This window comes from Arthrobacter sp. NPDC093128 (genome assembly GCF_040683875.1).
Taxonomy (GTDB): domain Bacteria; phylum Actinomycetota; class Actinomycetes; order Actinomycetales; family Micrococcaceae; genus Arthrobacter.
Map to the genome: position 1 here is coordinate 1 of NZ_JBFBEY010000040.1, position 20043 is coordinate 20043.

At 65.4% G+C, this 20043-nt stretch carries 17 protein-coding genes, 1 tRNA gene, 1 pseudogene and 1 riboswitch; of the genes and pseudogenes, 8 read left to right on the top strand and 11 right to left on the bottom strand.

Annotated elements, in window-relative coordinates; translation table 11 throughout:
• The 5 genes and pseudogenes from AB0N24_RS26015 to AB0N24_RS26035 all read right to left on the bottom strand — a co-directional run.
• Positions 1 to 653, bottom strand: a pseudogene (locus tag AB0N24_RS26015) (serine hydroxymethyltransferase); the annotation flags it as partial.
• Positions 650 to 1033 carry a glycine cleavage system protein GcvH gene (gcvH, locus tag AB0N24_RS26020; RefSeq protein ID WP_364131071.1) on the bottom strand — a complete coding sequence of 128 codons (384 nt, stop codon included), beginning with the start codon at positions 1031 to 1033 and terminating at the stop codon, positions 650 to 652. The pseudogene AB0N24_RS26015 and the gene gcvH, both read right to left, overlap by 4 nt.
• A 520-nt stretch (positions 1034 to 1553) precedes the next feature.
• Entirely contained in the window at positions 1554 to 2714 is a 1161-nt protein-coding gene (gene gcvT / locus AB0N24_RS26025; protein ID WP_364131074.1) for a glycine cleavage system aminomethyltransferase GcvT, read from the bottom strand.
• Between the two features lie 11 nt (positions 2715 to 2725).
• Entirely contained in the window at positions 2726 to 5617 is a 2892-nt protein-coding gene (gene gcvP / locus AB0N24_RS26030; protein WP_364131077.1) for an aminomethyl-transferring glycine dehydrogenase, read from the bottom strand.
• Positions 5618 to 5819: 202 nt separating this feature from the next.
• Positions 5820 to 5918, bottom strand: a riboswitch (glycine riboswitch).
• A 150-nt stretch (positions 5919 to 6068) separates the two neighbouring features.
• Positions 6069 to 6608 (bottom strand): TetR/AcrR family transcriptional regulator, encoded by a 540-nt coding sequence (locus AB0N24_RS26035; RefSeq protein ID WP_104176238.1) that lies wholly within the window; start codon positions 6606 to 6608, stop codon positions 6069 to 6071.
• Positions 6609 to 6676: 68 nt separating this feature from the next.
• On the opposite strand from AB0N24_RS26035, the gene AB0N24_RS26040 reads away from it, so the two are divergent.
• Positions 6677 to 8287, top strand: a complete 1611-nt coding sequence (locus AB0N24_RS26040) for an MFS transporter (protein WP_364131081.1) — start codon at positions 6677 to 6679, stop codon at positions 8285 to 8287.
• 141 nt (positions 8288 to 8428) lie between these two features.
• On the opposite strand, the gene AB0N24_RS26045 is transcribed toward AB0N24_RS26040, so the two are convergent.
• Positions 8429 to 8908, bottom strand: a complete 480-nt coding sequence (locus tag AB0N24_RS26045; RefSeq protein ID WP_364131084.1) for a DNA starvation/stationary phase protection protein — start codon at positions 8906 to 8908, stop codon at positions 8429 to 8431.
• Between the two features lie 192 nt (positions 8909 to 9100).
• On the opposite strand from AB0N24_RS26045, the gene AB0N24_RS26050 reads away from it, so the two are divergent.
• From AB0N24_RS26050 to AB0N24_RS26060, 3 genes are read left to right on the top strand one after another with little or no spacing between them, the layout of a single operon-like run.
• Positions 9101 to 10135: a nitrilase-related carbon-nitrogen hydrolase gene (locus AB0N24_RS26050; RefSeq protein WP_364131087.1), complete on the top strand. Its 1035-nt coding sequence runs from the start codon at positions 9101 to 9103 to the stop codon at positions 10133 to 10135.
• Positions 10132 to 11157: an agmatine deiminase family protein gene (locus AB0N24_RS26055; protein ID WP_364131089.1), complete on the top strand. Its 1026-nt coding sequence runs from the start codon at positions 10132 to 10134 to the stop codon at positions 11155 to 11157. Before AB0N24_RS26050 ends, AB0N24_RS26055 begins: the two co-directional genes overlap by 4 nt.
• Positions 11158 to 11187: 30 nt before the next feature.
• On the top strand, positions 11188 to 12777 hold the full coding sequence (locus AB0N24_RS26060) for an APC family permease (RefSeq protein ID WP_364131092.1): 1590 nt from the start codon (positions 11188 to 11190) through the stop codon (positions 12775 to 12777).
• 97 nt (positions 12778 to 12874) lie between these two features.
• Here AB0N24_RS26060 and AB0N24_RS26065 read toward each other — a convergent pair whose 3' ends face one another.
• From AB0N24_RS26065 to AB0N24_RS26075, 3 genes are all read right to left on the bottom strand, one after another.
• Positions 12875 to 13417: a hypothetical protein gene (locus AB0N24_RS26065; RefSeq protein WP_104176233.1), complete on the bottom strand. Its 543-nt coding sequence runs from the start codon at positions 13415 to 13417 to the stop codon at positions 12875 to 12877.
• Between the two features lie 313 nt (positions 13418 to 13730).
• Positions 13731 to 14033, bottom strand: a complete 303-nt coding sequence (locus AB0N24_RS26070; RefSeq protein ID WP_104176232.1) for a DUF4193 domain-containing protein — start codon at positions 14031 to 14033, stop codon at positions 13731 to 13733.
• Between the two features lie 155 nt (positions 14034 to 14188).
• Positions 14189 to 14410: a hypothetical protein gene (locus tag AB0N24_RS26075; RefSeq protein WP_364131095.1), complete on the bottom strand. Its 222-nt coding sequence runs from the start codon at positions 14408 to 14410 to the stop codon at positions 14189 to 14191.
• 143 nt (positions 14411 to 14553) lie between these two features.
• Here AB0N24_RS26075 and AB0N24_RS26080 point away from each other — a divergent pair, with 143 nt between their 5' ends.
• Positions 14554 to 14904, top strand: a complete 351-nt coding sequence (locus tag AB0N24_RS26080; protein WP_364131097.1) for a hypothetical protein — start codon at positions 14554 to 14556, stop codon at positions 14902 to 14904.
• 89 nt (positions 14905 to 14993) lie between these two features.
• Here the strand turns inward: AB0N24_RS26080 and AB0N24_RS26085 are convergent.
• A tRNA-Thr gene (locus AB0N24_RS26085) sits at positions 14994 to 15067 on the bottom strand.
• A 160-nt stretch (positions 15068 to 15227) separates the two neighbouring features.
• Positions 15228 to 16118: a thioredoxin domain-containing protein gene (locus AB0N24_RS26090; protein ID WP_364131099.1), complete on the bottom strand. Its 891-nt coding sequence runs from the start codon at positions 16116 to 16118 to the stop codon at positions 15228 to 15230.
• Positions 16119 to 16298: 180 nt separating this feature from the next.
• On the opposite strand from AB0N24_RS26090, the gene AB0N24_RS26095 reads away from it, so the two are divergent.
• The 3 genes from AB0N24_RS26095 (at position 16299) to ugpC (ending at position 19928) form a co-directional block, all read left to right on the top strand.
• Positions 16299 to 17801, top strand: a complete 1503-nt coding sequence (locus tag AB0N24_RS26095) for a trehalose-6-phosphate synthase (protein ID WP_364131102.1) — start codon at positions 16299 to 16301, stop codon at positions 17799 to 17801.
• Entirely contained in the window at positions 17791 to 18609 is an 819-nt protein-coding gene (otsB, locus tag AB0N24_RS26100; protein ID WP_364131105.1) for a trehalose-phosphatase, read from the top strand. The genes AB0N24_RS26095 and otsB overlap by 11 nt, the downstream gene beginning before the upstream one ends.
• Before the next feature lie 236 nt (positions 18610 to 18845).
• Entirely contained in the window at positions 18846 to 19928 is a 1083-nt protein-coding gene (ugpC, locus tag AB0N24_RS26105) for a sn-glycerol-3-phosphate ABC transporter ATP-binding protein UgpC (protein ID WP_104176227.1), read from the top strand.
• Positions 19929 to 20043: the final 115 nt, after the last annotated feature.

Genomic DNA, 20043 nt, shown 5'->3' on the forward strand with positions numbered 1-20043 from the left:
ACCATCAGGTACGCCCCCACCGAATCGGCGATCCGGCGGAACTCGGCGAAGTCCAGCTGCCGGGCGTACGCGGACCAGCCGGCAACGATCAGCTGAGGTTTGTGCTCCTGTGCCAGGCGTTCGACCTCGGCCATGTCGATCCGGTGGTCCTCTTCCCGGACCTGGTACGGGATCACGTTGTACAGCCGGCCGGAGAAGTTGATCTTCATGCCGTGGGTCAGGTGCCCGCCGTGCGCCAGGTTCAGGCCCATGATCGTGTCGCCGGGCTTGATCAGCGCGTGCATCACCGAGGCGTTCGCCTGCGCGCCGGAGTGCGGCTGCACGTTCGCGAACCCGGCCCCGAACAGGGCCTTGACCCGGTCGATGGCCAGCTGCTCGATCACGTCAACGTGCTCGCAGCCGCCGTAGTACCGCTTGCCCGGGTACCCCTCGGCGTACTTGTTCGTCAGCACCGAACCCTGCGCCTGCATCACCGCCGCGGCCGTGTGGTTCTCCGAGGCGATCATCTCCAGACCGGTGCGCTGGCGGCCCAGTTCGTCGTCGATCTTCGCCGCGATCTCCGGATCCAGCACAGACAGGTCAGCGTCCAGGCTCGCGGAGACCACCTGCTCGAAAGCCGCCGTTGCGGTGCCTGCGGCACCTGCCCCGCTCACAGCTCGCCGCCGTTCTTGGACGCGTATTCCTGGGCCGACATGAGCGGCCCCTCGGACTCGGCAGCCACCTTGAAGAGCCAGCCGGCGCCGTACGGATCGCTGTTGATCAGGGCCGGATCGTCGACGACGGCGGGGTTGATCTCCGTGACCTCGCCGGTCACCGGGGAGTACAAATCCGAAACGGACTTGGTGGACTCCACCTCACCGCAGGTCTCCCCCGCGGTCACCGCGGAACCGACCTCGGGCAGGTCCACATACACGATGTCGCCCAGGGCATCGGTGGCCACGGCGGAGATACCGATGGACACAAGGTTCCCGGCCTCGCGCGCAACCCACTCGTGCTCGTCGGAGTACTGCAGTTCAAGGGCAACTTTTGCCATGTTTTTTCCTTACGTTTGAAATCTGTTGGTTCCGTACAGCGACAGGAAACCGAATTCCTCCGCGTGCTCGCTCGCGAAGGCGCCCGCTGAGCGGACGCGACGCTCCCTTGGACGCACGCTTCCGGAATCCACTTCCCCGCCGCCTAATGCCAGTGCTTTCTCCGAAAAGAAACCTGGCCGTTCAAATCACTAGGTCCCAGCCCCAAGTTGGTTGCAAGCGTTTCAACAAGCTCAACCCCCAATGATCGAGCTTGTCGAGGTACCAGAACCCACCTGCGGCAGGCGGTCCATCCCCCAGCACCTTGGCTTGCGAAGGCGGGAAGCCAAAGCGGTCTTGCCTTGTCCGTTTGTCCAAAAGATGAGCTGCCGGCCCCCTTCGGGGCTGGCATCCGGAAGCGTGCGTCTAAGGGAGCGTCACGTCCGCCCAGCGGGCGTCTACGCGACCGAGCACGCGGAGGATGTCAGCCCCGACGGGGCCAAACGCTCCCGGGGCCAGCCACGGCCCCGGCCGGAGCAGGGACTACTTAGCGCGCTTGTAGAAAGGCAGTGCGACCACTTCGAACGCCTCCGCCTTGCCCCGGAGGTCGATGTCCAGGGCGGTGCCGGGCTCGGTGAACTCGACATCGACGTAGGCCATCGCGACCGGGTAGCCGAGGCTCGGGCTGGGCTGGCCGGAGGTCACTTCGCCTACGACGTTGCCGTCTTTGAGGACCGGGTAGTGGCCACGGCCGGCACGGCGTCCGAGGCCCTTGAGGCCCACAAGCTTGCGGCCGCTGGTTGATCCTGCGCCGGCTTCCTTCTTGGCTGCCAGTGCCGCCTTGCCCACGAAGTCGCCTTCCTTGGAAAGCGCGACGACGGGTCCCAGGCCGGCGGCGAACGGGTCGCCGTCGATGGAGAGTTCGTTGCCGTACAGCGGCATGCCGGCCTCCAGCCGGAGCGAATCGCGGGAGGCCAGGCCGGCAGGCGTCAGCTCCCCTTCGTCCGCGATGGCGACGATGGCCTGCCAGAGGGGGGCGGCGTCGTCGTTCTCCACGAAGATCTCGAAACCGTCCTCGCCGGTGTAACCGGTGCGGGCCAGCAGGAGGTCGGTGCTGCGTCCGGCCACCATAAAGGGAACCTCGACAGCGGCGTAGTACTTCAGGCCGGTGACCAGCTCGTGCTGCGCCGCGGGAACCAGGCGGAGCAGGATGCCTTCGGCCTTGGGACCCTGGACGGCGATCAGCGAAGTGGCTGCCGAAACGTCGTCGACGACAACGTCGAAGCCTGCAGCCCGCTCAGCCAGGGCATCGGCCACCACCTTGGCGTTGCCGGCGTTCGGCACCACGAGGAACCTGTCAGTGCTGTCCTGTCCGGCCTCCGCCGGAGCGGGCCGACGGTAGGTGATGAGGTCGTCAATGATGCCGCCCTCCTCGTTGCAGATCAGCGAGTACTTGGCCTTGCCGACGGCCATCGCCGAAATCTTGCCCACCAGGGCATAGTCGAGGAAGGCCGCGGCATCGGGGCCGGTCACCCAGACTTCGCCCATGTGGGAGAGGTCGAAGATGCCCGCGGACTTGCGGACGGCGTGGTGCTCTGCCAGTTCGGAGCTGTACTTGAGGGGCATCTGCCAGCCGCCGAAGTCGGTGAAGGAAGCGCCGAGCTTCTTGTGCTCTTCGTGGAGTGCTGTGTAGTTCTCAGGCATAGGAGGCTTCCTTAGTTTTCGAAGTCTGTGTTTTCCTCGAATGCTTCGAGGGGCGGGCAGGAGCAGATCAGGTTGCGGTCACCCAGGGCGCCGTCGATCCGGCCGACGGGCGGGAAGTACTTGTCCTGTTTCAGGGAGTGCACCGGGAACACAGCCTGCTCGCGCGGGTAGCCGCGGTTCCAGTCCGTGCTGATCGCGGCGGCGGCCGTGTGCGGCGCGTTGCGCAGCGGGCTGTCCGCGAGGGTGAAGTCACCGTGTGCCACCTGATCGATTTCCGCGCGGATCGAGATCATCGCGGTGATGAACCGGTCGATCTCTGCCAGGTCCTCGGACTCAGTGGGCTCCACCATCAGGGTGCCGGCCACGGGGAAGGCCAGGGTGGGGGCGTGGAAGCCGTAGTCGATCAGGCGCTTGGCCACGTCCTCGGCGGTGACGCCGGTCTTGGCCGTCAGCTCCCGCAGGTCCAGGATGCACTCGTGCGCCACAAGGCCGCCCTCACCGGTGTACAGGACCGGGAAGAAATCATTGAGGCGGGCTGCAACGTAGTTGGCAGCGAGCAGCGCGGACTTGGTGGCGTCGGTGAGGCCACGGCCGCCCATCAGCTTCACGTAGGCCCAGGAGATGGGCAGCACACCGGCGGATCCGTACTTGGAGGCCGAGATGGGGGTGCCGTCCGCGCCGTTGGCCGGATCAGCCGCGTTGCCCGGCATGAACGGAGCCAGGTGCGCCTTGGCTGCGACCGGGCCCACGCCCGGGCCGCCGCCGCCGTGCGGAATGCAGAAGGTCTTGTGCAGGTTCAGGTGGGACACGTCGCCGCCGAACTTGCCGGGCTGGGCCAGGCCGACGAGCGCGTTGAGGTTGGCGCCGTCAATGTACACCTGCCCGCCGGCTGCGTGGATGGCGTCGCAGACTTCCCTGACGTCAGCGTCGTACACGCCGTGGGTGGACGGGTAGGTGATCATGATCGCGGACAGTGCGTCCTTGTGCAGCTCGATCTTGGCGTTCAGGTCCCCGTGGTCGATGGTGCCGTCGGCCGCCGTGGCTACCACAACCACCTTCATGCCGGCCAGGACGGCCGAGGCCGCGTTCGTGCCGTGCGCCGACGCCGGGATCAGGCAGACGTTGCGCTGCTCGTCGCCGCGGGACAGGTGGTAGCCGCGGATGGCCAGCAGGCCGGCAAGCTCGCCCTGGGATCCGGCGTTGGGCTGGATGGACACCTGGTCGTAGCCGGTGATCTCGGTCAGCTGGGCCTCGAGGTCGGCGATGAGTTCACGCCAGCCCTCGGTCTGGGAATCCGGAGCGAACGGGTGGATGGACGCGAACTCCGGCCAGGAAATGGCTTCCATCTCGGCCGTGGCGTTCAGCTTCATGGTGCACGAGCCCAGCGGGATCATGGTCCGGTCCAGCGCGAGGTCACGGTCCGAGAGCTTCCGGACATACCGCAGGAGCTGCGTTTCGGAGCGGTGGGTGTGGAAGACCGGGTGCTGCAGGTACTCGGAGGAGCGTTCGACGGCGGCCTCCAGGCCGAAGCCGGCGGCCGGGTCAGAGCCGGCGTCTGCGACAGGCGCGCCGAAGGCGGCCAGCACATCTGCCACAACGGCTTCGGTGGTTGCCTCATCAGTTGAGATGCCCACAGTGTCGGCGTCGATTCCGCGCAGGTTGATGCGCTTGGCTTCGGCGGCAGCGAGGATGTCCGCTGCCTTGCCCGGGACGGAAACGGTGACGGTGTCGAAGAAGCTGGTGTGCTGGACGGCCAGGCCGGCGGCCTTCAGGGAAGTGGCGAGGGTACGGGCGTGGCCGTGGACAGTCTCCGCGATCGCCTTCAGGCCTTCGGGGCCGTGGTAGACGGCGTACATGGACGCAACGATGGCCAGCAGGGCCTGCGCGGTGCAGATGTTGGACGTGGCCTTCTCGCGGCGGATGTGCTGCTCACGGGTCTGCAGGGCAAGCCGGTAGGCCGGGAGTCCGGTGGAGTCCTTGGAGACGCCCACCAGACGGCCCGGCATGGAGCGCTCGAGGCCCTTCTGGACAGCCATGTAGGCGGCGTGGGGGCCGCCATAGAACAGCGGAACACCGAAGCGCTGGGCGGACCCGACGGCGATGTCGGCGCCCTGTTCACCGGGAGGCGTGATGAGGGTCAGGGCCAGGAGATCGGCGGCGACGGTCACCAGCGCGCCGCGTTCTTTCGCGGCTTTGATGACCTCGGAGTGGTCGAACACACGCCCGGAAACACCCGGCTGCTGGAGCACGACGCCGTTGATGACGCCGTCGGGCAGTCCCTTGGACAGGTCGGCAACCTCAACCTCGAAGCCGAGCGCTTCCGCGCGGCCCTTGACGATCGCGATAGTCTGCGGGAGGCAGTCGGCATCCAGGACGGTCTTGCCGTCGCGGGCGGCGGCGTTTTGTCCTACGGACTTATTTGCCCTGCGCATCATCAGCACGGCCTCTGCCACGGCGGTGGCTTCGTCCAGCAGCGACGCGTTGGCGATGGGAAGCCCCACCAGGTCCTGCACCATGGTCTGGAAGTTCAGGAGTGCTTCGAGCCGGCCCTGGGAGATCTCGGGCTGGTAGGGAGTGTAGGCCGTGTACCAGGCCGGCGCTTCGAGGATGTTGCGGCGGATGACCGGCGGGGTGACCGTGTCGTAGTAGCCCTGGCCGATCATCTGCACGGCAGTCTTGTTCTTGGCGGCAAGCTTGCGCAGCTCGGTCAGGGTTTCCACTTCGCTGAGGGCCGCAGTGAGCTCCAGCGGCGAATCCTGCCGGATATCCTTCGGAACGGCCGTGTCCACCAGCGAGTCAACGGTGTCGTAGCCGACAGCCTTGAGCATCGCGTCGACGTCGGCTTCGCGGCGCGCGCCAATATGGCGGTCAACGAAGGAAGTGGAGGCTGAATTGACAGTCACAAGGAACTCCATAACTAAGGCGGCGCAGGGTACGCCACATCGATTCGGGTTCCTCCCCACTCTGTATTGGACCTGAGAGTTTCCGCGGAGCCGTGCTTTCGCATGGGTCCGCTTGCACCGTCGGTGAGCACAGCATGTCATCGTTCCGCGCCTCAACAGGGTTGGGACGCGGGACGGACAGCCTGCTGCTTTCCAGAGTTGCCTTGCCGCGGCGGTACATGGGCCTGAGAGATTCCTGGGGAGGATTTGCTCCTACGGCGCCTGCTTGTACCTACTTGCAGAACTCTCCCGCCGCAGATCAAAGGCATATTTAGTTTGCGGTGACAACAGTCACAGCGTCCATTGTCCTACGCCGGAGACGCGTCTGCAAACTCCGGGGGCCACGCCGGCGCCGCGTTACGCACCTCCGGAACGGCGGGCCTGAACGGCGGGTTCGGCAGCCGCGAGGCGCTCAGCCGCGGAGGCGTTCGACGGCGGCCAGGAGGCTGTCGACGTCGCCGCTCATTTCGGGCGGCGAGGCGCCGGGACCGCTGGCGAGCATGGCATTGAAATACAGTCCATCGCCCATGTAGAGCACGGCCTTGGCCATCGCCGGGCCGACGTCCCCGGCCAGCAGCCCCAACCAGGCGCCCTGAACGGCAGCGAATCGGTGCAGCGTTTCCTCGTGGGCCACTTCGGCCAGCCTAGTGGCGGCCACGAAGACCCGGTCCAGCGGAGTGTCGGCCCAGAGGGAGGCTTTGATGAAGTGCACCGCCGCCCCTTCTGGAGCGTTTGCCATGATTTGAACATCCTCCGCGACCAGCCGGTCCATGCGCTCCAGGAGCGCCGAGATCATGGCCTCCTTGTTCGGGAAGTGGTACAGGAGTCCGCCTTTGGAAACGCCGGCCCGCCTCGCCACGGCATCCAGGGTGGCGGCACGTTCGCCCACTTCAATCAGGAGGGATTCAAAGGCGTCCAGCACGGCCTCGCGTGCAACAGGTTTTCTGGCCATGGTTCCTATCATGCCCGGTGGCCCGGGCTCATTTCTTAACTATACCGTCCAGACGGTACAGTTATTACATGGGAACCTTCTCTTCACCTTCGACGCCGGCCACGCAGGACCTCGCCGCGCACCAGCCTGCCGGCAGGCAGCCGGCTGGCCGGCAGCTTGGCACCCCGAAGCCGGGACGTGAATGGCTGGCCCTCGGGCTGCTGATGTTTCCGGTCCTCCTGGTCGCCGTCGACAACACCGCCCTGACGTTCGCGCTGCCGGCGATCGCCCGCAGCCTGGAACCCAGCGGCGTTCAACTGCTCTGGATCGTGGACGCCTATCCGCTGGTCCTCGCCGGGCTCCTCGTGGCCATGGGGAGTCTTGGCGACCGGATCGGCCGCCGCCGGCTCCTCCTGATCGGCAGCACGGGCTTTGCCGCGGTGTCGGCAGCCACCGCCTTCGCTCCCAGCGCGGAATGGCTCATCGCCGGACGCGCGGCTCTGGGCTTTTTCGGTGCGATGCTGATGCCATCCACCCTGTCCCTGATCCGCAACATTTTCCCCGACCCCAACCGGCGGCGGCTTGCCATCGCCATCTGGGCGGCAGGATTCTCGGGTGGTGCCGCACTGGGGCCGATCTTCGGCGGCTGGCTCGTGGAGCAGTACTGGTGGGGCGCCATCCTCCTGGTGGCAGTGCCCATCATGCTGCCCATCCTGGCCTTCGGCCCTGTTTTCATTCCCGAGTCCAGGGACCCCCGGCCCGGCACGGCGGACATCGCCAGCATCGCCCTGTCCCTGCTGACGATGGTTCCTGTGGTCTACGGCATCAAGTCGCTTGCCACCGAGGGATTCGGGGTCGCACCCGCCACGATCATCGCCTTCGGGCTATTGATGGGCTATGTCTTCGTCCGGCGCCAGAAAAGGCTCCGGAGCCCGCTGCTGGACGTGAGCCTCTTCGGGAACAGGATTTTCAGCACGGCCATAACGGCCAACGTCCTGGCGCTGTTTTCGTTCAACGGCTTCATTCTTTTCCTTGCCCAGCACCTCCAGCTGCTGGAAGGCCAGCGCCCGACGGAATCCGGAATAGCCATGATCCCGGGCCTGATTGCCACCGTGGCGGCCGGATTGCTCGTGGTGCCGCTGGTGCGGAAGGTACGGCCCGGCTTCGTGGTCGCCGGGGGCCTGTCGCTCAGTGCGGCAGGCTACTTCGTGGTGGCCTTTGGGGATCATTCAGGCGGCCCGGCCCTCCTGCTGGGCGCCCTCCTGATCCTTGCCCTGGGCGTGGGCGCGGCTGAAACCATCTCCAACGACCTGATCCTGGGGGCCGTCCCGCCGGAAAAGTCGGGCGCGGCGGCCGCCATATCGGAAACAGGCTATGAGATTGGCTCACTGCTTGGCACAGCCATCCTTGGCTCGATCCTCACTGCGTCCTATCAGCGGAACCTGGTTATGCCGGAGGGCATCAGCATGTCGGGGACCGGCGGCGCTGCCCACGACGTCGCCCAGGCCCGCGAAACGCTGACCGGGGCAGTCGAGCTGGCCCACTCGCTGCCGGCCCCGCTGGCGGACGCCCTGACATCCGCCGCCCGGGTGGCGTTTGATTCGGGCGTCCACGTGACGGCGTCCATTGCGCTGGGGCTGATGGCAGGGGCGGCGGTCCTGGTCGCCGTCGTACTCCGCGGAGTACCCAAGGCGAAGTAGCAGTCAGCCCTATTCGATAAAGGCCAGCCCGGCAAAAGGGAAGCCCGGCACCGGATGATCCGGTGCCGGGCTTCCCTGGCGGCTGCGAGCGAATAAGGGCGTCGCAACCCTTTTTCCTGCGGCGTTATCGTGCCGCGGGGGTTACTTGCTGTCGGGAGTGGTCACGCTGGCCGAGACCTTCATGTTCTCCGCGCCCACCATCCAGGCGTACTGCTCGAGCTTGGCAATGAACTCGTGAAGCAGGTCCGCGGTGGTGGGATCTTCCTCATCAACCTCGTCGTGGACCTTGCGCATGGTGCCCACAGCGGCCTCAAGGGCGGCCACGATGCGGTCAACGGCGTCCTTGGTGCTGATCAGGCCCTGCGGGAACTGGGCGAGGCTGGTGGTTTCCGCCACGGTGGCACTGCGGCCGTCCGGCAGGGCATGGAGCGCGCGCATGCGCTCGGCCATGTCATCGGCAAAGTTCCGTGCGGCGTCGATGATTTCATCCAGTTGCAGGTGAAGGTCACGGAAGTTCGTTCCCACGATGTTCCAGTGCGCCTGCTTGCCCTGGATGTGCAGTTCAATAAGGTCCGCGAGCACAGCCTGCAGATTATTGGTCAGCGTCGGTGATGCCTTCATTGATCCTCCTGGTGTCAGCGGTTTCTCGGGTAATTCGAAACTATCCCAGCCGAAACAGCGGCGCCACCGATTCTCGCGCCGGGCTTAACAAAATGATGTTTGTTCATTTTTTCCTTGCCATGCGGCGGCCTGGCGTGGATACTAAATGAACGTCATTCATTTAGTGACCGCCGTCTCACTGGAGTATTCACCATGATTGAAATCACCTGCCTTACACCGCCTGTTTCCCTCGCGCGGACCCAGCCCTCGGCGCGTCCTGCGCTGAGGATCGGAGTGGTTCAGCACCGCTGGCACGCCGACGCCGCGGAACTCCGCGCAGAACTGGACGAGGGCATCGGACGCGCAGCCCGGCTGGGGGCCACTGTTGTCTTCCTGCCGGAACTCACGCTCTCCCGTTACCCGGCGGACACCCTCCCCGAAAACGACACGTCACGCTCCTGGGCCGCACGCCCCCGCCCGTCGGACCTCGCCGAGGAGCTGCTCACCGGCCCCACCTTCCGTTTCGCCGCTGAGGCCGCCCGCCGGCACGCCATCTGCATCCATGCTTCCCTGTACCAGCGTGCGGAGAACCCGGACGGCTCGGACGACGGCCTGGGACTGAACACGTCCATCCTGGTATCCCCCGAGGGTGAACTGCTGGCCCGGACCCACAAGCTCCACATCCCGGTGACCGCCGGCTACTACGAGGACAAGTTCTTCCGCCAGGGCCCGGCCGTGGAGGACGCCTACGAGGTCCACTCCCCTGCCGAACTGGGCGGCGCCCGGCTGGGCATGCCCACCTGCTGGGACGAATGGTTCCCGGAACTCGCGCGCCTGTATTCCCTGGGCGGCGCGGAAATACTGGTGTACCCCACAGCCATCGGCTCCGAGCCGGACCACCCGGACTTTGACACCCAGCCGCTCTGGCAGCAGGTGATCGTCGGCAACGGCATCGCCAACGGCCTGTTCATGGTGGCGCCGAACCGCTGGGGAAGTGAGGGGACGCTGAACTTCTACGGTTCCTCGTTCATCTCGGACCCCTACGGCCGGATCCTGGCGCAGGCTCCCCGCGACGAATCCGCCGTCCTCGTCGCCGACCTGGACCTGGACCAGCGCAAGGACTGGCTCACGCTGTTCCCGTTCCTTGCTACCCGGCGCCCCGACACTTACGGCCGGCTCACGGAACCCGTCCGCCGCAGCGAGCCGCTCGGTGGCGAAGCACCCACTTACCACGAGGTGACCGCATGAGCCGCTGGCGCATGCCCGCCGAGACGGCGCCGCAGGAGCGCATCTGGATGGCGTTCCCCACCGGCGGGTACGCCCTCGGTGACACGGAAGAAGAAGCCCACGCAGCGCGATCCGTCTGGGCCGCCGTCGCCAATGCCGCCGTCGAATTTGAGCCGGTCACCGTGGTGGTGACCCCCGACGACGTCGACACCGCCGCGCGCTACCTGGATCCGGCCGTAGAGGTTCTCACCGCGGACCTCAACGACGCCTGGATGCGGGACATCGGCCCGACGTTCGTGCTGGACGAAGCAGGGCGCCTCGGCGCGGTCGACTGGGTCTTCAACGGCTGGGGCGGACAGGACTGGGCCCGCTGGGACAAGGATTCGCTGATCGGTGCGGAGGTCGCCGGCCGGTCCGGAGCCCGCCACGTCCCCTCGTCCCTGGTCAACGAGGGCGGCGGCATCCACGTGGACGGCGAGGGCACCGTGCTGGTCACCGAAACCGTGCAGCTGGACCCGGGCCGCAACCCCGGACTGTCCAAGGCGGAGGTGGAGGCCGAGCTCGCCCGGACCATCGGCGCCACGCACACCGTCTGGCTGCCCCGCGGCCTCACCAGGGACTCGGAGCGGTTCGGAACCCGGGGCCATGTGGACATCGTGGCTGCCAGCCCCTCCCCGGGCACGCTGCTGGTCCATTCCCAGCAGGACCCCGGGCACCCCGATTACGAGGTCAGCCGCGAGATCATCAGTTTCCTGTCCACTACGCGAGACGCGGCGGGCCGGGAGTGGAACATCATCGAAGTTCCCGCACCTGTCGTGCTCACGGACGACGAAGGATTCGTGGACTACAGCTACATCAACCACCTGGTGGTCAACGGCGGGGTCATCGCCTGCACCTTCTCGGACCCCAACGACGAAAAGGCCCTTCGGATCCTTGCCGACGCCTACCCTGGGCGCCGGATCGTGGGCATCGACGCCCGCGAGCTGTTCGCGCGGGGCGGCGGCATCCACTGCATCACCCAGCAGCAGCCTGCTGCTTCCTAGAACCGTGCTGATTCCCAGAAAGGGACGGACATGACCCAAACCATCCGCAACAGCTCCGAGACCGGCACAGCCGGCGCCGGGGCAGCCGGCGCAAGTTCCACCGGCGTCGATGCTCCCGGCACGCCGCACGGCATCACCGGAAAAGGACTGAAGGGCGGGCAGCTGGGCCTCCTCGCCGTCGTCGTCCTTGGCATTTCAACGATTGCCCCGGCCTACACACTGACCAGCGCCCTCGGGCCTACGGTGAACGAGGCCGGGCTGCAGCTGCCTGTCATCTTCCTGATCGGCTTCATTCCCATGATCCTGGTGTCCCTGGCCTACCGGGAGCTCAACGCTGACTCGCCGGACAGCGGCACCACGTTCACCTGGGTCACCAAGGCCTTCGGCCCGTGGGTGGGCTGGATGGGAGGCTGGGGACTCCTCGCGGCGAACATCATCGTGCTGTCCAACCTGGCCGCCGTGGCGGTGGACTTTTTCTACCTGTTCCTCGCCCAGCTCACGGGGGCGCCGGAACTGGCGGACCTCGCCGCCAACAAACCCCTCAACGTGGCAACGTGCATTGTCTTCGTGGCGCTTGCCGTCTGGGTGAGCTACCGCGGGCTGCACACCACCAAGATCGTGCAGTACGGCCTGGTGGGCTTCCAGCTGCTGGTGCTCGGACTGTTCGTCGCCATGGCGTTCGCCAACTGGTCTTCCTCGGAAACCTCCATCCCGTTCAGCTGGGAATGGTTTGACGTCACCAAGATCGAAACCTTCGGGCAGATTGCCGCCGGGATTTCGCTGTCCATCTTCGTATACTGGGGCTGGGACGTGTGCCTCACCGTGAACGAGGAAACGGCCAACGGCAAGAAGACCGCAGGCATTGCCGGCACCCTCACCGCCGTCGTGGTCCTGGGAATCTACCTGCTGGTGACCATCGCAACCATGATGTTCGCCGGGGTGGGCACCGAGGGCGTCGGCCTGAACAACGAGGAGAACCACGCCAACATCTTCACGGCGCTGGCCTCCCCGATCATGGGCCCCTTCGCCATCCTGATGTCCCTGGCCGTCCTGTCCAGCTCGGCGGCTTCGCTGCAGTCCACGTTCACCTCGCCGTCCCGCAGCCTCCTGGCCATGGCCCACTACGGTGCCCTGCCCCAGCCCTTCAGCCACCTGAGCAAGAAGTTTGCGACGCCGGGCTTCGCCACCGTCGCGGCGGGCGTCCTCTCGGCAGGGTTCTACGCGATCATGCACGTGGTCAGCGAAAACGTCCTCAACGACACCATCCTCGGCCTCGGGCTAATGATCTGCTTCTACTACGGGCTGACGGCGTTCGCGTGCGTCTGGTACTTCCGTGAGAGCGTGTTCAGCAGCTTCCGCCACTTCATGCTGCGGCTGCTCTGCCCGCTGTTGGGCGGACTGGGCCTCCTGGTGGTATTCCTGCAGACGGCGGCGGACAGCTGGGCGCCGGAGTTCGGCAGCGGGTCCGAGATCTTCGGCGTGGGACTGGTGTTCGTCCTAGGCGTCGGCATCCTCGCCCTCGGCGCCGTGTTCATGCTCATTATGGCCAGGCTGCAGCCCGGGTTCTTCCGCGGCGAAACCATCCGCAAGGACACCCCGGCCCTGGTGGTGCCCGAGTAAGGGATCCCCGCAGCCACCGCGTTGAGGACCCACACGGCTGCAGGCCCCGCCCCGGAGGATCCGGAGCGGGGCCTGCAGTGCGTTTGGCTAGTGCAGGTCACCAGTAGTGTGCAACGTCAACCACCAGGCGTGATCCCGCCCCCGGCCCGTCCAGGGTGAATACCCTGAAGGGAAGCCGTCCACGGACACCAAGGCCGATGGTCGAGTAACCTTCGAAACTCCCCGCCCAGGCCACTTGGCGGAAGGTCTGGTAGCCGCCAACGTTGGTCAGTTCATTCTTGTCGGCCGGGTTGTACGTGGAGTTGCCGCCGTCGTCATAAGCCGCCGCAGTGGCGGTGATCTGGAGGAATGCCCGCCCGCGCAGGGGAACCGGGAACCCGGAACCGTCCTGCACCACTGTGGGGACATACCGTGCGGTGTAACCCTCCACGGGCCCGTTGAGGTCAACCACCAGGCGGTCGAAGCAGTAGTGCTGCCCCGTCCGGACATCGGTGACCTTTCCGGTACTCATGGCCGCCTCGGATTTCTCCAACGATCCCCACACCAGCCCGCAGTAGGAGGCGGATGCCGGCGCCGGGGCCACAAGGCCGAGTCCGGCCGCCATCAGGATTGCCGCCAGCCATACTTGAAATTTCTTCATTTTGAGCCACCCTCGGAAGTGATGAGATACCTCAAGCGTAGGAGTCGGTGCAGGCGAAAACGAGGGTCGAAATCCGTTCGGCGCCCAACTGTTAGCCAGCCCTGGCGCAGGTTACGGGACGATGTTTGCGGCGGTGGTTTTCCCGCTGTTCGGAAGCCTTCGGGGGGATTTTGGGCGTGGTTCCGTGATGTCGGATAACGACGGCGGCGGTGGAGTTAACTTCTGCGGATGCAGCGAGGCGCCGGCCGCCCTTTTCGGGCTGCCGGCGCCTCGTTATGCCTTGCTGTGAAGTTGTGGCGGGCCGGAAAGTTGCCTAGCCTTCGCAGTCGCGGCAGTACTTCATGCCGTTCTTTTCGCGTGCAACCTGGGACCGGTGACGGACCAGGAAGCAGGAGGAGCAGGTGAATTCATCGGACTGCTCGGGAACAACAGTGACCGTGAGCTCTTCGCCGGACAGGTCCGCACCGGGAAGGTCAATGCCCTCGGCCGTGTCGTTCTCGTCAACGTCGATCACGGCGGTCTGGGCTCCGCCGCTGCGGGACGCCTGAAGGGCCTCCAGCGATTCAGCGGGAGACTCTTCTTCTGTCTTGCGTGGGGCGTCGTAATCGGTAGCCATTGCGTGGTTCACTTTCGTTGCTGCGCAGCGCCATTTCAGGCACCTCAGTGAAGCAGTTTAGGTCATTATGCCGGTAGTTGAAGCAAAGTGTGCCCAACCCGACAAATTACGTCGCCACGCAGTGCTACCGGAGGCCGCGAGCAGCAGTCCGGCGGCTAGCCCTCGCCGGCCGCACCCGCCGTTTGGCCGTGTGCTCTCGCGGCATGATCGGCTGCGATGGACACCCCGCTAAGCGCCGGGAGCCAGCCCCACCTGGTCACATCGGCGATGGCCTCATTGCCCTGTTCCCAGGCGCTGGGGTCCGGACCGGGCGCTGTGGCCGGCATGGGCCGCGCCTCGAACCAGGAGGCTATTCGGGCGGGCAGGCGTGTTGTCATACGCCCAAGGTAGGCGGGTCATGTTGTGGGCACGTTTCGCCGCAGTCTCCGCGGCGTTACATCTGACAGCCGGGGCTCTGGCGGCCCGTGATCGGCGGTTTTAGCCTTGAGGGACAACAGATCCGAGATCCCGGAGGTTTGACATGGCCACGAAGCTCAACAAGAAGGCCCTGGACCACGCCCGCAGGCTCGTGAAGGACGGGAAAGTTGTCCGCGACACCCGGGATGACTGGAGCGAGCATGCACCGTCGGCCGACCAGGAGAATGCCTTCATCGAAAAGCACGGCTTCCCAGAATTCTCCAAGTGGCATCTGGGCCTCGACCCGGACGAGTCCGAAGGCACCAAGGGCAGCGTCAGTTTTCCTTTTGGCGATTTCAAGAAGGTCCACCGTTGTGCCGTGGTTTCCCTGGAAAGCCGGGCGGCGCAATATGACCATGATGAAATCGCCAAGGCTGCCAAGGACCTGCTCGGGAAGATAGACGACGACTCGTAGGCGGAGGCAGGGGTGACACTTGACGAAGCCGTCGGGCATGAAAAAACCCCTCCATTCCAAGCAAAATTGCCGGAAAGGAGGGGTTGAAGGGCCCCCTGTCGGATTCGAACCGACGACCCCCGCTTTACAAGAGCGGTGCTCTGGCCAACTGAGCTAAGGAGGCCTGCCCTGTTTCTGCCTGACGGATCAGGCGCATCGTGCGGTACAAGATGCGGTGCTAGATAAGGTTAGCCCAAGGACGCCCCGCGGTAAAAACGGCAGCGGCCCGGTTCCGGATACTTCCGGAACCGGGCCGCTGCACTGCTGCGCGGGCAAGGCCGCTGCTAGCCCTTGGCGTCCATAGCGGCCTGGATGAACGGGATCAGGTCGGTGTTGGCGGAGTCGCCCTTGCCCCACTGCTTGCCGTCCACGAAGGCGCTCGGAGTACCGCTCACGCCGATGGCCGCAGCTTCCTGCGTTGCCACCTTGACGTATGGCCGGTATTTCTTCTCTTCCACACAGGAATCGATGCTCTTGGCACCCACGTCCGTGGCCATCTTCTTCAGCTCGTCATCGGACAGGCCCGCGCTGCCTTCGGCCGGCTGCTTGTCGAAGAGCATGTTCAGGAAGTCGGAGTACTTTTCCGGCGATTCGTTGACCACGCAGGCTGCGGCGTTGGCCGCGCGGGAGGAGTAGTTGGTGGTTGACTGCTGGTCCAGGAAGCCGAGCGGCCTGTACTCCAGCGAGATCTTGCCTTCGTTGCGGAGGCTGGTCAGCTGCTCGTTATACGTGGTTTCGAAGCGCTTGCAGACGGGGCAGATGAAGTCGATGTAGACGACCACCTTCACGGGCTTGCCCGCTTCGGCCTCGGCGCCGGGAGCCGTTACCTCCGCGGGCGGTGTTTCCGGCTTGGCCGGAACATCCTTCACGTTGACCGTCGCCGGGTCGGACTTGGCAACCTCGGAGTTGGCCAGCAGCGTCACACCGCCGTGGATGTTGCCGTTGGCCGGCGTGGGACCTTCGTCCGCGACCGGAGCGTTGTTCCGGATGTTGGCACTGACCACCAGGGCAACGATGGCGAGGATGGCCACGACGGCCACCACGATGCCCCAGCCGATGAGGAGCTTGTTGCGCTTGTCCTTCTTCAGCTGCGCCTCACGGATCTCACGGGCTTTCTCGCGGGCCTCGGCAGTGCGTTCTGCTTTGGACTTGCGGGGTTCGTTTGCGGCGCTCATCAGTTCCTCGTGTCGATCGGCCAGGTGCGGACCACGTCAGTGGCAACTTTTTCAGTTTAGGGGAGAAACCTGAGAGCTTGCGCTTTCAAGTTTCCGTCAGCCTGCCCAACGGATGAATAGCAGGGAAGATTCCGTCCGACTAGGGTTGACGTTGAGCTAATAGCAACCCAAGGGGCACCAATGCACACTATGCACCGTGAAAAACCCGACGCAACCGCTGACGGGAAGCCCGCTCCGGGCGACGGCCACGCTGAAGCCGCACTGTATGACTTTATGGTCGTGTCCAACCGGCTGCCGGTTGACCGCTGCGCGCCCGAGGACGGCGGGTGCGAGGACGGCTGGCGCAGGTCACCGGGCGGCCTGGTCACCGCGCTGGCTCCGATGATGACCAAGACCGACGGTGCCTGGGTGGGCTGGCACGGCGCCCCGGATGAAACCGTCGAGCCCTTCAGCCATGGCGGCATGGACCTGGTCCCGGTGCAGCTGAGCAACGACGACGTCGAGCTGTTCTACGAGGGCTTCTCCAACGCCACCCTCTGGCCGCTGTACCACGATGTGATCGCGCCGCCGGAGTTCCACCGCACGTGGTGGGACTCCTACCGGAAGGTCAACCGGCGGTTCGCCGACGCCGTGGTACGGCACGCCGATCACGGAGCCACCGTCTGGGTCCAGGACTACCAGCTGCAGCTCGTTCCAAAGATGCTCCGCGAAGCACGCCCGGACCTGAAGATCGGGTTCTTCAACCACATCCCGTTCCCCCCGCCGGAAATCTTCGCCCAGCTCCCCTGGCGCAAGGCAATTATTGACGGCCTCCTGGGCGCGGACCTGGTGGGCTTCCAGCGCAGCAGCGATGCCGGCAACTTCATGCGTTCCGCCCGGCGCTTCCTGGGTGCAAGCGTCAAGCAGCAGCAGGTGCACGTCAAGGGCCCGGACGGCAGAACCACCCACATCGCCCGTGCGCAGGCCTTTCCCATCTCCATCGACGTCAAGCAGATCAGCGAGCTGGCCCGCAATCCCGAGATCATCGAGCGCGCCCATCAGATCCGCCGGGACCTCGGCAATCCCAAGACCATCCTCCTCGGCGTCGACCGCCTCGATTACACCAAGGGCATCCGTCACCGGCTCAAGGCCTATGAGGAGCTGCTGGCCGACGGCAAGGTCACGGTGGAGGACGCGGCCCTGATCCAGGTGGCGAGCCCCAGCCGGGAGCGGGTGGAGCAGTACCGCCTCCTTCGTGAAGAGGTGGAAGGCACCGTGGGCCACATCAACGGCACTTACGACACCATGCAGAACACGGCGGTGCGGTATCTGCATCACAGCTACCCCATCGACGAAATGGTGGCTCTCTACCTGGCGGCCGACGTCATGCTGGTCACCGCGTTGCGGGACGGCATGAACCTGGTGGCCAAGGAGTACGTGACCGCCCGCACCAACAACGACGGCGCCCTTGTGCTCAGCGAATTCGCCGGAGCCGCGGACCAGCTCAAACAGGCTCTCCTGATGAACCCGCATGACATCGACGGCCTCAAGGACACCATCATGAAGGCCGTGGACATGGAGCCGGCCGAGGCTTCCCGACGGATGCGGTCCATGCGCAAGCAGATCCTGGATCACGACGTCGATCTCTGGTCAGCAGACTTCCTAGCAGCGCTCAAAGAGAAAGTGGTCCGCGATGACACCTGATGCCGCTCCGGGCAAGACGCCCCTCACCCTTCAGCCGGAACTCCTGGCAGCCCTCACGGACGTTGCCGCAACCGACCACCTGCTCGTGGCCATGGATTTCGACGGAACCATCTCCCCGCTGGTTGACCACGCGGCGGACGCCCGCCCGCTCCCCCGGTCCGCTGCAGCCTTTGCCGGCCTTGCCGGCCTCCCGCGCACGACGACGGCACTCATCTCGGGGCGGGCCCTCGCCAGCCTCCGGGCGGTCGCTTCGCCACCGCCTGAGACGCTGCTGATCGGCAGCCACGGAGCCGAAGCATGGCTTGGACCGGGCTCGTCCGAACTCACCCTTGACCCGGAACAGCTGACGCTACTGGCGGATGTCCGCCGCATCCTTGAAGAGATCGTGGAGCAGGCACCGGGCACGTTGCTGGAGGACAAACCGGCGGGAGTGGTGCTCCACACCCGGCTGGCTGCCGACGATGTGGCGGAAGACGCCGTCGCCGCCGCCCGGGCCGTCCTGCAGGACCGCCCTGACGTTTACTTGAAGAACGGAAACCGCGTCTTGGAGACGTCCGTGGTGCACGCTTCCAAGGGCGAAGGCATGGCCTTCCTCCGCCAGGCGACCGGCGCCACGGCTGTGGTCTTCGCCGGCGACGACACCACCGATGAAGACGCCCTCGGACGGCTCTATCCGGGGGATGTGGGCGTGAAGGTGGGGCTGGACTTCACCCAGGCGCAGTTCCGTGTGGAGGCTCCGGTGCACATCGCCGAACTGCTGGAAGCGCTGCTCAGGGAACGGACCCGGGCCGTCTCCGGCCCCGCGTAGGTTGGCTTCTCCCGTTACGGATCTCACATGTGACCTCCGTAACATTTGCACCACATTGCATAAAATCTGACATACTCTGTTTGTGATGTGGCGCACAGACACCGTGCGGCGTCATGCGATACTCCTCGGCTTCGGCCGGGGAGTACACGGCTGCAAAACCGTGGACAACTGAATAAATATGAACCATTCACAACGGATCGTCCGGCACGTACCTGCCGGTGAAGGGATTGATAACTGTGGCTACAGTTACTTTTGATAACGCTACGCGTCTGTACCCGGGCACAGATAAGCCCGCCGTCGATAAGCTCAACATCGACATCGCCGATGGCGAATTCCTGGTCCTCGTTGGACCCTCCGGTTGCGGTAAGTCCACCTCGCTGCGCATGCTCGCAGGCCTTGAGGATGTCAACGCCGGCCGTATCCTCATTGGCGACCGCGATGTCACCGACGTTCCGCCGAAGGACCGAGACATCGCCATGGTTTTCCAGAACTACGCGCTGTACCCGCACATGACGGTTGCGGACAACATGGGCTTCGCACTGAAGATCGCCGGCGTCAGCAAGGAAGAGCGCGCCGAACGTGTCCGCGAAGCAGCAAAGCTTCTTGACCTCGAGCCGTACCTGGACCGCAAGCCGAAGGCACTCTCCGGCGGTCAGCGCCAGCGTGTTGCCATGGGCCGCGCCATTGTGCGTAACCCGCAGGTCTTCCTCATGGATGAGCCGCTTTCCAACTTGGACGCCAAGCTCCGTGTCCAGACCCGTACGCAGATCGCATCCCTGACCCGCCGTCTGGGCGTCACCACCGTCTACGTGACCCACGACCAGGTCGAGGCCATGACCATGGGTGACCGTGTGGCTGTGCTGAAGGACGGCCTGCTGATGCAGGTTGACACCCCGCGCAACCTCTACGACAAGCCCAAGAACGTCTTCGTCGCCGGCTTCATCGGCTCCCCCGCCATGAACCTGCTGGAACTCCCCGTCGTCGACGGCGGCGTCCAGTTCGGCGGAACCGTCTACCCGGTTCCCCGCAACATCCTCGAAGAAGCACACGGCGCCACTGTCACCCTGGGTTCACGCCCCGAGGACCTCGAGCAGGTCGCCGCAGGTGAAGGTCTCCAGGTTGAGGTCGACGTCGTCGAAGAACTCGGTGCCGACGCCTACGTCTACGGCCACACCACGCTGGACGGCAAGAGCCACGACATTGTGGCCCGCGTCGACGGCCGCCGTCCCCCGATGAAGGGCGAGTCCATCCATGTCCGCCCGCAGTCCGGACACGTTCACCTGTTCGACACCAAGACCGGCCTGCGCCTCGGCGACTAGTTCCCGGTTGCGGAGCCTGAATCGGGTGGGTGCACCAGCTGCGACCACCTGATCGGCATCTCAATGCACTGACCGACGGCGGCCCTCCTCACTGGACGGGCCGCCGTCGTGGTTT

Excerpts from the sequence above, each read along its gene's own strand:
- gcvH (WP_364131071.1), bottom strand. The coding sequence starts at position 1,033 with ATGGCAAAAGTTGCCCTTGAACTGCAGTACTCCGACGAGCACGAGTGG.
- gcvT (WP_364131074.1), bottom strand. The coding sequence starts at position 2,714 with ATGCCTGAGAACTACACAGCACTCCACGAAGAGCACAAGAAGCTCGGC.
- AB0N24_RS26035 (WP_104176238.1), bottom strand. The coding sequence starts at position 6,608 with ATGGCCAGAAAACCTGTTGCACGCGAGGCCGTGCTGGACGCCTTTGAA.
- AB0N24_RS26040 (WP_364131081.1), top strand. The coding sequence starts at position 6,677 with ATGGGAACCTTCTCTTCACCTTCGACGCCGGCCACGCAGGACCTCGCC.
- AB0N24_RS26045 (WP_364131084.1), bottom strand. The coding sequence starts at position 8,908 with ATGAAGGCATCACCGACGCTGACCAATAATCTGCAGGCTGTGCTCGCG.
- AB0N24_RS26050 (WP_364131087.1), top strand. The coding sequence starts at position 9,101 with ATGATTGAAATCACCTGCCTTACACCGCCTGTTTCCCTCGCGCGGACC.
- AB0N24_RS26055 (WP_364131089.1), top strand. The coding sequence starts at position 10,132 with ATGAGCCGCTGGCGCATGCCCGCCGAGACGGCGCCGCAGGAGCGCATC.
- AB0N24_RS26060 (WP_364131092.1), top strand. The coding sequence starts at position 11,188 with ATGACCCAAACCATCCGCAACAGCTCCGAGACCGGCACAGCCGGCGCC.
- AB0N24_RS26065 (WP_104176233.1), bottom strand. The coding sequence starts at position 13,417 with ATGAAGAAATTTCAAGTATGGCTGGCGGCAATCCTGATGGCGGCCGGA.
- AB0N24_RS26070 (WP_104176232.1), bottom strand. The coding sequence starts at position 14,033 with ATGGCTACCGATTACGACGCCCCACGCAAGACAGAAGAAGAGTCTCCC.
- AB0N24_RS26075 (WP_364131095.1), bottom strand. The coding sequence starts at position 14,410 with ATGACAACACGCCTGCCCGCCCGAATAGCCTCCTGGTTCGAGGCGCGG.
- AB0N24_RS26080 (WP_364131097.1), top strand. The coding sequence starts at position 14,554 with ATGGCCACGAAGCTCAACAAGAAGGCCCTGGACCACGCCCGCAGGCTC.
- AB0N24_RS26090 (WP_364131099.1), bottom strand. The coding sequence starts at position 16,118 with ATGAGCGCCGCAAACGAACCCCGCAAGTCCAAAGCAGAACGCACTGCC.
- AB0N24_RS26095 (WP_364131102.1), top strand. The coding sequence starts at position 16,299 with ATGCACACTATGCACCGTGAAAAACCCGACGCAACCGCTGACGGGAAG.
- otsB (WP_364131105.1), top strand. The coding sequence starts at position 17,791 with ATGACACCTGATGCCGCTCCGGGCAAGACGCCCCTCACCCTTCAGCCG.